Origin of the sequence: Methylobacterium sp. (genome assembly GCF_028290105.1) — a bacterium.
Classification (GTDB): domain Bacteria; phylum Pseudomonadota; class Alphaproteobacteria; order Rhizobiales; family Beijerinckiaceae; genus Methylobacterium.
The window spans coordinates 1-8,230 of sequence record NZ_JAQGKL010000222.1; the positions used below are offsets into that span (position 1 = coordinate 1).

Consider the following 8,230-nt stretch of genomic DNA (forward strand, 5'->3'; position numbering starts at 1 on the left):
GGCTTCTTCCTGCCGCCGGTGTCGATCATCCTGATGACGGCCCCGATCATCCTGCCGCCGCTCAAGACCGCCGGGTTCGACCTCGTCTGGTTCGGCGTGGTGATGACCATCACCATGGAGATGGGCCTGATCCACCCCCCGGTGGGCCTCAACATCTTTGTCATCAAGAACATCGCCCCCGACATTCCGCTCAAGGACATCATCTGGGGCACGCTGCCCTTCGTGATCCTGATGGCGGTGGCGATCCTCATCCTCTGCCTCGTGCCCGGCATCGCCATGTGGCTGCCGAACTGGCTCCTGCCCACGACGCGCTGATGGACCGACGCGCTCCGGCCGCTACCCGCGGCGGCCGGAGTGAGGGCGACGATATCTGGTCTAATCGCGGCTGTCCGGTCGCGTTCCTCGGGGGCACTGAGGTGGCTCCGCATCCGATCCGGACCCTGGCCTGAGGCCTAGACGAGGACAATCCTGCCGCAATCTGGTCGGCTTACTTCGACCGACTGACGCCGGGCAGCCCGTATCGACATCCCGATCAGGCCGCTTTCGCCGCCGCGAAAGCCGTGCGATGCGCGTGTCCGTCCGCGACGGCATTCCCAATGAGCACGCGCCCACATGAGGGCGTGCGGAACAGCACGGAAATTCGGCCGGGCCGAGCCTAGATCATCGACACACAAGAACACACGGCCAGCCGCCCTTTGACGGAGACCGCGAACACTGGATTGGATTGTGTCATGAACACTCGTCTTGCTTCTGCCGTTGCTGCCATCGTCTTGAGTGCTAGCGCGATTGCGTCTCCTGCTCTTGCGCAGAGCTACAACGCACCCGCCGGCATCGCCGCCGCGACCGCGCCCGGCGGTCTCGAGGGCCGCGCGGGTGCCGCCAACGCCGTCGGCGCCGACGACGACCTGACCACAGGCTCCATCGGTTACGGCCGCGCCTACACGTCGGCCCAGCAGGGCAATGCCGAGCAGAACAGCTTCCCCGTCTGGCAGTTCGGCCGGACCTCGGGCGGCACCGCCCGCTAAGTCATCGTTGATGGTGTGATGCAGAGCGGTGGGGCGAAAGCCCCGCCGTTTTGCTTGTGAAGCCAGCTACCCTGCGAGAATCGTCGCGATGACCTGCCGGGCGCGCTCCAGGTCGAGGCGCGCCTCCGCTTCCGCGGCTTCCGCGTGGGCGAGGCGATGAACGGCCTGCAGCAGGGGCGAGCCCTGGACCAGCGCCGCGAGCGTCGCCACGGCGTCGTGGTCGGTCTCCACCAAGTGGGAGGCATCGCCGAGGAGCAGGGCGATGCGATGCTCGCAATGCATCCCTTCCAGTCCTTCGGCGCAGGTGCAGGTAAAGCGGATGCCGCGCCCGGTCTTCGTGGCCTCCATCCGGTGCAGAACGGCGCCGTCGGGGCTGCGAACGGAGAACATCAGCGACGTCATCGGGGCTCCTGATCGAACTTGAGCTTACGTGCGGTCGGATCGGACGCGCGAGAGCAACGTGTCTTAGAACGGGATGCAGTCTGACGCACCACCTTGTCCCGCGGCAGACCGAACCACATTTTGGAACATATGGTGAACACTTCCGCGCTCGCGAAGCGCGGGCGGTCAGGCGGACGGGGATCATGAGAACGGCCGACAAGCAGATCGCGGACATCCTCGTGCGCTACGGCGAGCCCTTCGGGGGCAATGTCTGGCGCGTGCAGGGCACGGCCGTGATCTATCACAAGACCCTGGAGCGGATCGCCGCGCAGGCGGGAATCGCCTTCGACCCGCCGACGCTGGTGCGGGCGGAGCGCGACGAGGCCGTGATCCTTGTCACCGGCCGCCTGCCGGGCGCGAAAGCCGGAACCGAGCGCGTCGAGTGGTCGATCGGCGAGGCGCTGGTCAACGTGAACTACCGCGTCTCGGGCAAGCAGGCGGGCTACGTCTACGCCATGGCCGAGAAGCGGGGGAAGGACCGGGTCATCCTCAAGCTCCTCGAACTGCACGGCCTCGTCTATTCCGAGGAGGAGGCCGACGAATTCCGGCAGGGTCACCCCGCCGCCGTCCAGGCCGTCGAAGACGATTTCGACGGCGCGGATCCCTTCGACGCGGTGACGGAGGCGGAAGCCGATCTCAAGCGCCGCATCGACGAACGGACCAGCATCGACGCGGTCACCGACCTCATGCTCGAGCCCGAGACCCAGCGCACCCTGGGCCAGATGCCGCCGGGCACGCGCGACGAGGTGCGCGACTATGCCAAGGCCCGCCTCGTGGCGTTGGGCTGGCCACCGAAGAAGCCTGGTCGCCGGGCCGCCTGACCGGAAAGCGTCGAGGCCGTTCCCATGAACCGAATGATCCGGCCCGGCGATCTCAAGCCCCATGAGCCGCAGAACCGGCTCGCGGGAACGATCGAGCGCGTGACCTTCCACAATGCCGAGACCGGCTTCTGCGTGCTGAAGGTCCATGCTTCGTGCAAACGCGACCTCGTGCCGGTCGTCGGGCATGCGCCCGCCATCGCGGCGGGCGAGTGGATCGTCGCGACGGGGCAATGGTTCACCGATCGCCAGCACGGCCTGCAGTTCAGGGCCGACACGCTGGCGCTGACGCCACCGACCGGTCTCGCCGGCATCGAGCGCTATCTCGCCTCCGCGCAGATGCGGGGCATCGGCCCGGCCATGGCTAAACGCATCGTCGCGCTGTTCGGGGAGGCCACCTTCACGATCATCGAGGCGGAGCCGGACCGCCTCACGGAGGTCGAGGGCATCGGGCGCAAGCGCGCCGCGCGGATCGTGCGCGGCTGGGCCGAGCAGAGGGCGGTGCGGGAGATCATGATCTTCCTGCACGCCCACGGGGTCGGCACGGCGCGCGCGGTGCGCATCTTCCGTACCTACGGGCACCAATCCATCACGGTGATGCGGCAAGACCCCTATCGTCTGGCGCGCGACATCCGCGGCATCGGCTTTCGCACGGCGGACGCCATCGCGCTGCGGCTCGGGCTCGGCCGGGAGGCGCCGGAGCGTCTGAGGGCCGGCGTGACCTTCGCGCTTCAGAAAGCCACCGACGAGGGCCATTGCGGGCTCCCCACCGAGCGTCTCGTCGGCCTCGCCCAAAAACTCCTCGACGTCGCCCCGGACCTGATCCGCGTGGCCATCGCGCTGGAACTGCGCGGCGCGGACGTGGTCGCGGACAGCATCGACGGCCAGACCTGCCTCTTCCTGAAGGGCCTGCACGGCGCGGAGCGGGCCATCGCCGACCGCCTGATCAACCGTACCTACGGGGCGCCGCCCTGGCCGGCGATCGATGCCGCGCGGGCACTGCCCTGGGTGGAGGCGCGCACGGGCAGGACCCTGTCGCCCACGCAAGGGGCGGCGATCGCCGCCATCCTGGCCGCGAAGATCTGCGTGCTTACGGGCGGCCCGGGGGTGGGCAAGACCAGCACCCTCGATTCGCTCCTGCGCATCCTCACCGCGAAGAACGTGCGCGTGCTGCTGGCCGCCCCCACCGGCCGCGCGGCCAAGCGGATGTCGGAGCAGACGGGTCTGGAGGCCCGGACGATCCACCGCCTCCTGGAGGTCGATCCGAAGCAGGGGGGCTTTGCACGCAACGCCGACCGTCCCCTCGCCTGCGATCTCCTCGTCCTCGACGAGTGCTCGATGATCGACGTGCCGCTGATGAACGCGCTGCTGAAGGCCGTGCCGGACGCTGCCGCGCTGCTCTTCGTTGGCGATGTCGACCAGCTTCCTTCCGTAGGGCCCGGACAGGTTCTTGCCGACCTCATCGCCTCGCAGCGCGTACCCGTGGCGCGCCTCACGGAGGTATTCCGCCAGGCCGCCACCAGCCGCATCGTCGTCAACGCCCACCGGATCAACCGGGGGCTGATGCCAGAGCCGGCCGACGGGGCGGAGCCCTCCGATTTCCACGTCATCGAAGTCGACGATCCGGAGATCGGGCTCGCCAGGCTCGTCGAGGTGGTGACACGGCGCATCCCCGCCCGCTTCGGCCTCGATCCGATCCGCGACGTGCAGGTTCTGACGCCGATGTTGCGAGGCACGTTGGGCAGCCGCAACCTCAATCACGCCCTCCAGGCGGTGCTGAACCCGAACCCCGCGGAGGCGGTCGAGCGGTTCGGCTGGCGCTTCGCGCCGGGCGACCGTGTGATGGAGACCCGGAACGATTACGACCGCGAGGTCTTTAATGGCGATCTCGGCCTCGTCGCGCGCATCGATGCCGAGGAGGATTCCGTGATCGTCAGCTTCGAGGGGCGCGAGGTCGCCTACCCTTACGGCGAGCTCGACACCCTCGTGCCGGCGTTTGCCACCACCATTCACAAGAGCCAGGGCTCGGAATACCCGGCGGTGGTGATCCCGGTGGTGACGCAGCATGCGAGCATGCTGGCGCGCAACCTCCTCTACACGGGGGTGACCCGGGGCCGGCAACTCGTCGTGCTGATCGGGCAGCGCCAAGCCATCCGCATGGCGGTGCGGGGCGGGTCGCAACGACGGCGCTGGACGAAGTTGCAGGAATGGCTCGCAGAAACCGCATGATGTGATGGGCCCCCGAACAGGAATTCGCAAGCTCGGCCGAGCTGCGACGTACGGTTCCGGACAGCAACGCCCGGCCCTGCGGCACAATGGTCCGGCGTAGAATCTTGTGGAGAACAAAGGAAGAACATATATCGGTGTTGTACGGATGCGTGCGCCCCCTTCAAGCCGAGGAGTGCTGGAGATGGCTGTCCAGACCTATCGATTCCACTGCACCGACGGGCACGTCGCCATCATCGATCCCACCGGGATCGCGATCGCGGACCGGGCCCAGATCCGCACATACGCCGCCGACGCCGCGCGCTTCGCCATGGAGCGTGTGGGCGCGACCCTCGACTGGTCGGATTGGATCGTCGACGTCCACGACGGAGGCGGGCGCCGCGTGCTGATCCTCGCCTTCCGCGATGTCGCGGCCTGGTCGCGGGCCGCCTGAGGGGCTCTCGCAATGCGCTCCCTGCGCCGTCTCGCCTTGAGCGGTGACCGGCGATGGCCTGGGCGCGTCGCGAAGCCTTGCGAACCCTGACACCTGAGGAACCTTCAAGGCATGTCGAAGCGTCCCGCCTACGCCATCGAGACCCTGTCCTACAGCAGCACGAGCCTGGTCCGGCTCGGGAGCCGGAAGGTCGCCATCCTGTTCCCGCCCCTCGAGGCCGGGGGCTGCTACCAACTCTACCCACACCCCGATACCTTCCGGAGCCTGACCTTCGCAGGATTACCGGCGCCCTTGCGCCCGGAATTCATGCCCTTCGAGTCGCTCGATGCGGTCCGGGCCTTTCTGGGCATCCGGACCGAGTCGCAGACGGCACACACGCTGGCGATGGCGGCCTGAACGGCACGCCTTCGTCGGAACCAAGCGCATCGAACGGCATCGCCAGGGCGACGTGCCGCGGTCAGGCGGATCTGTAATCGTCTGCGGCATCCGGCCGACGTCGAGGCTTCGACACCCATCCTCGACAGTCCGGCAGGGCAATAGCGCGTCCCAGGACGCCAGGATCACCGGATCGCAGGAAAATCGGCGCCTTTAATCCTTTGAGCACGGGTTGTTAACGAAGCGGTAACCATACCGCGCGTCAATGGTCTGGTAAGGAATCGCGAGAGCCCGTGACCGACTTAAGCCCTCCCCGCAGACCCGTTCAGCTTCGCGGCCGCGCCTTCAAGTCCCTGGTGCTGGCTCCGGAACTCCCGCTTCCCGATTGGTTCGCCGATCTGGACGAGGCGTTGAAGCGCTCGCCGACCCTGTTCGACGGGCGCGCCCTGATCCTCGACGTGGCGGCGCTGGAGCCCGCCGCGTCGGACCTCGACGGCCTGCTGGCCGAACTCGGCAGCCGGCAGATCCGCGTCCTCGGCATCGAGGGCACGACGGTCTCCCTCCTCGGACCGGGGCGCCCGCCGCTCCTCGTCCAGGGGCGGCCGTCGAGCACGATCGAGATCCCGGCCCAGCCGGAGCCGGAGGTGCCTGTGGCGCCCCCGGAGCCGGCCACCACCTCGCTCACCATCGAGGGCTCGGTCCGCTCGGGCCAGTCCATCGTCCACCCCACCGGCGACGTTACCGTGATGGGGTCGGTCTCCTCCGGCGCGGAAATCCTCGCCGGCGGCTCCATCCACGTCTACGGCGCGCTGCGCGGCCGGGCCATCGCCGGCGCCGCCCGCAACCCACGCGCCCGCATCTGCTGCCGCAAGTTCGAGCCCGAACTTCTCGGCATCGACCGCCTCGTCCGCACGGCCGAGGAGATGGGCAATCACCTGCGCGGCAAGGCCGTGCAGATCTGGCTCGATGGCGGCGCCATCAAATTCGCATCCTTGGATTGAGGGAGACAGCTCGTATGGCCAAGATTCTGGTCGTGACATCAGGCAAGGGCGGCGTCGGCAAGACGACGACGACGGCGGCCCTTGGTGCGGCGCTGGCGCAGGCCGGCAAGAGCGTGGCGGTGGTCGATTTCGACGTCGGCCTGCGCAACCTCGACCTCGTGATGGGCGCCGAGCGCCGGGTCGTCTACGACCTCATCAACGTGGTCAACGGCGACGCCAAGCTCAACCAGGCGCTCATCCGCGACAAGCGGCTGGACAAGCTCCACCTGCTGCCCGCCTCGCAGACCCGCGACAAGGACGCGCTCACCGACGAGGGCGTCGCCCGCGTCATGGAAGAGCTTCGCGACAAGTTCGACTGGGTGATCTGTGACTCGCCGGCCGGCATCGAGCGCGGCGCGACGCTGGCCATGCGCCACGCGGACGTTGCCGTGGTCGTGACGAACCCCGAGGTCTCCTCGGTGCGCGATTCCGACCGGATCATCGGGCTCCTCGACTCCAAGACCCTCAAGGCCGAGCGCGGCGAGACGATGGAGAAGCACCTCATCCTCACCCGCTACGACCCTGCCCGGGCCGAGCGCGGCGACATGCTGAAGATCGAGGACGTCCTCGAGATCCTCTCGATCCCGCTCCTCGCCATCATTCCGGAGAGCACGGAAGTCCTGCGGGCCTCCAACGTCGGCTGCCCGGTGACCCTGAACAACCCGCTCTGCGCCCCGGCGCGTGCCTACACCGACGCCGTGCGCCGCCTCACCGGCGAAGCGGTCCCGATGTCGGTGCCCACCGACAAGAAATCCTTCCTCGACAAACTCTTCACCCGGAGGGCAGCATGAGCCTCCTCAACATGTTCAACCGGCGTGGATCGGCGCCGGTCGCCCGCGACCGCCTGCAACTCATCCTCGCCCATGAACGGGCGGGGGTCGGCGGCTCCGACCTCGTGATGGTGCTGCGCGAGGAGATCCTCGCGGTCATCGCCAAGCATGTCGAGGTCGAGCGCGACAAGGTCCAGATCCGCCTCGACCGCGGCCAGGACATGTCGACCCTCGACATCGACATCGAACTCCCGCTCACGCTGGCCAACAAGGTCGGAGGGGCCAGGGCCGGCGACGCAAAGGCCGGCGACACCAAGACCAAGACGGCGAAGCTCGCCGCCGCATGAGATCCTCCACCTGCGTCCCGGCCGGCTCAGCCGTCAGGCCCCTATGAACAACCCGGCGAGCGTCGCGCTCGTCAGGTTGGACAGGGTGCCGGCCAGGATCGCGCGGAGGCCGAAACGGGCGATCTCCGCCCGGCGCTCCGGCGCGAGGCTGCCCAAGCTCGCGAGCTGGATCGCCACCGAGGTCAGGTTGGCGAAACCGCAGAGCGCGAAGCACAGGATCGCGGCCGTGCGCGGATCGAGGCTCCCCGCCTTGAGGACCGGCGAGAGCTGCGCATAGGCCAGGAACTCGTTGAAGGCGATCTTCTGCCCCAGCGCCCCGCCCACGAGGCCGGCCTGGTCCCAGGGCACGCCCATCAGCCAGGCGAGCGGCGCGAACGCTGAGCCGAGCACGCCTTCCAGGCTGAGCCCCAGATACCCGGCCAGACCGCCGGCCCAGCCCATCAGCCCGTTCAGCAGGGCGATGAGCCCCGTGAACGCGATCAGCATCGCCCCCACCGAGACCGCCACAGCCAATCCCTTCTGGGTGCCGTCCGCCGCAGCCTCAATGACGTTGACCGCCCGCGTCTCACCGAAGGTGACCCGCGTGGTCGTCACCCGCGTGGGCTCCGTCGTCGGCACCAGGATCTTTGCGTAGAGGAGCCCGCCCGGGATCGCCATGACGCTGGCCGCCAGCAGGTACTCCATGGGCACGCCGAGCGCCGCGTAGCCGGCGAGGATCGTGCCCGCCGTGGAGGCGGCCCCGCTCGACATCACGG

11 protein-coding genes are annotated in these 8,230 nt (G+C 68.4%); 9 read left to right on the forward strand and 2 right to left on the reverse strand.

The genetic code is table 11. The annotated features are described in order from the left end of the window. Positions 1-315: TRAP transporter large permease subunit (locus JWQ05_RS15800; protein ID WP_299660183.1), on the forward strand; the 315-nt coding region annotated here is incomplete at its 5' end. A 416-nt stretch (positions 316-731) separates the two neighbouring features. Then, positions 732-1,025: a hypothetical protein gene (locus tag JWQ05_RS15805; RefSeq protein ID WP_299660185.1), complete on the forward strand. Its 294-nt coding sequence runs from the start codon at positions 732-734 to the stop codon at positions 1,023-1,025. A gap of 66 nt (positions 1,026-1,091) precedes the next feature. Here the strand turns inward: JWQ05_RS15805 and JWQ05_RS15810 are convergent, their stop codons facing one another. Next, positions 1,092-1,427, reverse strand: a complete 336-nt coding sequence (locus JWQ05_RS15810; protein WP_299660188.1) for a hypothetical protein — start codon at positions 1,425-1,427, stop codon at positions 1,092-1,094. A gap of 182 nt (positions 1,428-1,609) precedes the next feature. On the opposite strand from JWQ05_RS15810, the gene JWQ05_RS15815 reads away from it, so the two are divergent. The 7 genes from JWQ05_RS15815 to minE all read left to right on the forward strand — a co-directional run bounded on the left by JWQ05_RS15815 (position 1,610) and on the right by minE (position 7,475). After that, entirely contained in the window at positions 1,610-2,287 is a 678-nt protein-coding gene (locus tag JWQ05_RS15815) for a trna delta -isopentenylpyrophosphate transferase (RefSeq protein ID WP_299660191.1), read from the forward strand. A 24-nt stretch (positions 2,288-2,311) separates the two neighbouring features. Beyond that, complete coding sequence (locus JWQ05_RS15820) at positions 2,312-4,513, forward strand: ATP-dependent RecD-like DNA helicase (RefSeq protein ID WP_299660194.1); 2,202 nt, start codon at positions 2,312-2,314, stop codon at positions 4,511-4,513. 181 nt (positions 4,514-4,694) lie between these two features. Then, positions 4,695-4,943: a hypothetical protein gene (locus JWQ05_RS15825; protein ID WP_299660197.1), complete on the forward strand. Its 249-nt coding sequence runs from the start codon at positions 4,695-4,697 to the stop codon at positions 4,941-4,943. 111 nt (positions 4,944-5,054) lie between these two features. After that, the gene (locus tag JWQ05_RS15830; protein ID WP_299660200.1) at positions 5,055-5,339 is read left to right on the forward strand and encodes a hypothetical protein; all 285 of its coding nucleotides are present in this window, start codon (positions 5,055-5,057) and stop codon (positions 5,337-5,339) included. Positions 5,340-5,611: 272 nt separating this feature from the next. Beyond that, positions 5,612-6,319, forward strand: a complete 708-nt coding sequence (gene minC / locus JWQ05_RS15835) for a septum site-determining protein MinC (RefSeq protein WP_299660203.1) — start codon at positions 5,612-5,614, stop codon at positions 6,317-6,319. A gap of 14 nt (positions 6,320-6,333) precedes the next feature. Beyond that, positions 6,334-7,149 carry a septum site-determining protein MinD gene (minD, locus tag JWQ05_RS15840; RefSeq protein WP_299660206.1) on the forward strand — a complete coding sequence of 272 codons (816 nt, stop codon included), beginning with the start codon at positions 6,334-6,336 and terminating at the stop codon, positions 7,147-7,149. Further along, positions 7,146-7,475 (forward strand): cell division topological specificity factor MinE, encoded by a 330-nt coding sequence (gene minE, locus JWQ05_RS15845; RefSeq protein ID WP_299660209.1) that lies wholly within the window; start codon positions 7,146-7,148, stop codon positions 7,473-7,475. The genes minD and minE overlap by 4 nt, the downstream gene beginning before the upstream one ends. A 33-nt stretch (positions 7,476-7,508) precedes the next feature. Here the strand turns inward: minE and JWQ05_RS15850 are convergent. Beyond that, positions 7,509-8,230: nucleoside transporter C-terminal domain-containing protein (locus tag JWQ05_RS15850; protein WP_299660212.1), on the reverse strand; the 722-nt coding region annotated here is incomplete at its 5' end.

What these genes read in the sequence shown, in the direction of transcription:
- JWQ05_RS15815 (WP_299660191.1), top strand. Translation starts at nt 1,610, where the DNA reads ATGAGAACGGCCGACAAGCAGATCGCGGACATCCTCGTGCGCTACGGC.
- JWQ05_RS15805 (WP_299660185.1), top strand. Translation starts at nt 732, where the DNA reads ATGAACACTCGTCTTGCTTCTGCCGTTGCTGCCATCGTCTTGAGTGCT.
- minE (WP_299660209.1), top strand. Translation starts at nt 7,146, where the DNA reads ATGAGCCTCCTCAACATGTTCAACCGGCGTGGATCGGCGCCGGTCGCC.
- JWQ05_RS15810 (WP_299660188.1), bottom strand. Translation starts at nt 1,427, where the DNA reads ATGACGTCGCTGATGTTCTCCGTTCGCAGCCCCGACGGCGCCGTTCTG.
- JWQ05_RS15825 (WP_299660197.1), top strand. Translation starts at nt 4,695, where the DNA reads ATGGCTGTCCAGACCTATCGATTCCACTGCACCGACGGGCACGTCGCC.
- minD (WP_299660206.1), top strand. Translation starts at nt 6,334, where the DNA reads ATGGCCAAGATTCTGGTCGTGACATCAGGCAAGGGCGGCGTCGGCAAG.
- JWQ05_RS15830 (WP_299660200.1), top strand. Translation starts at nt 5,055, where the DNA reads ATGTCGAAGCGTCCCGCCTACGCCATCGAGACCCTGTCCTACAGCAGC.
- JWQ05_RS15820 (WP_299660194.1), top strand. Translation starts at nt 2,312, where the DNA reads ATGAACCGAATGATCCGGCCCGGCGATCTCAAGCCCCATGAGCCGCAG.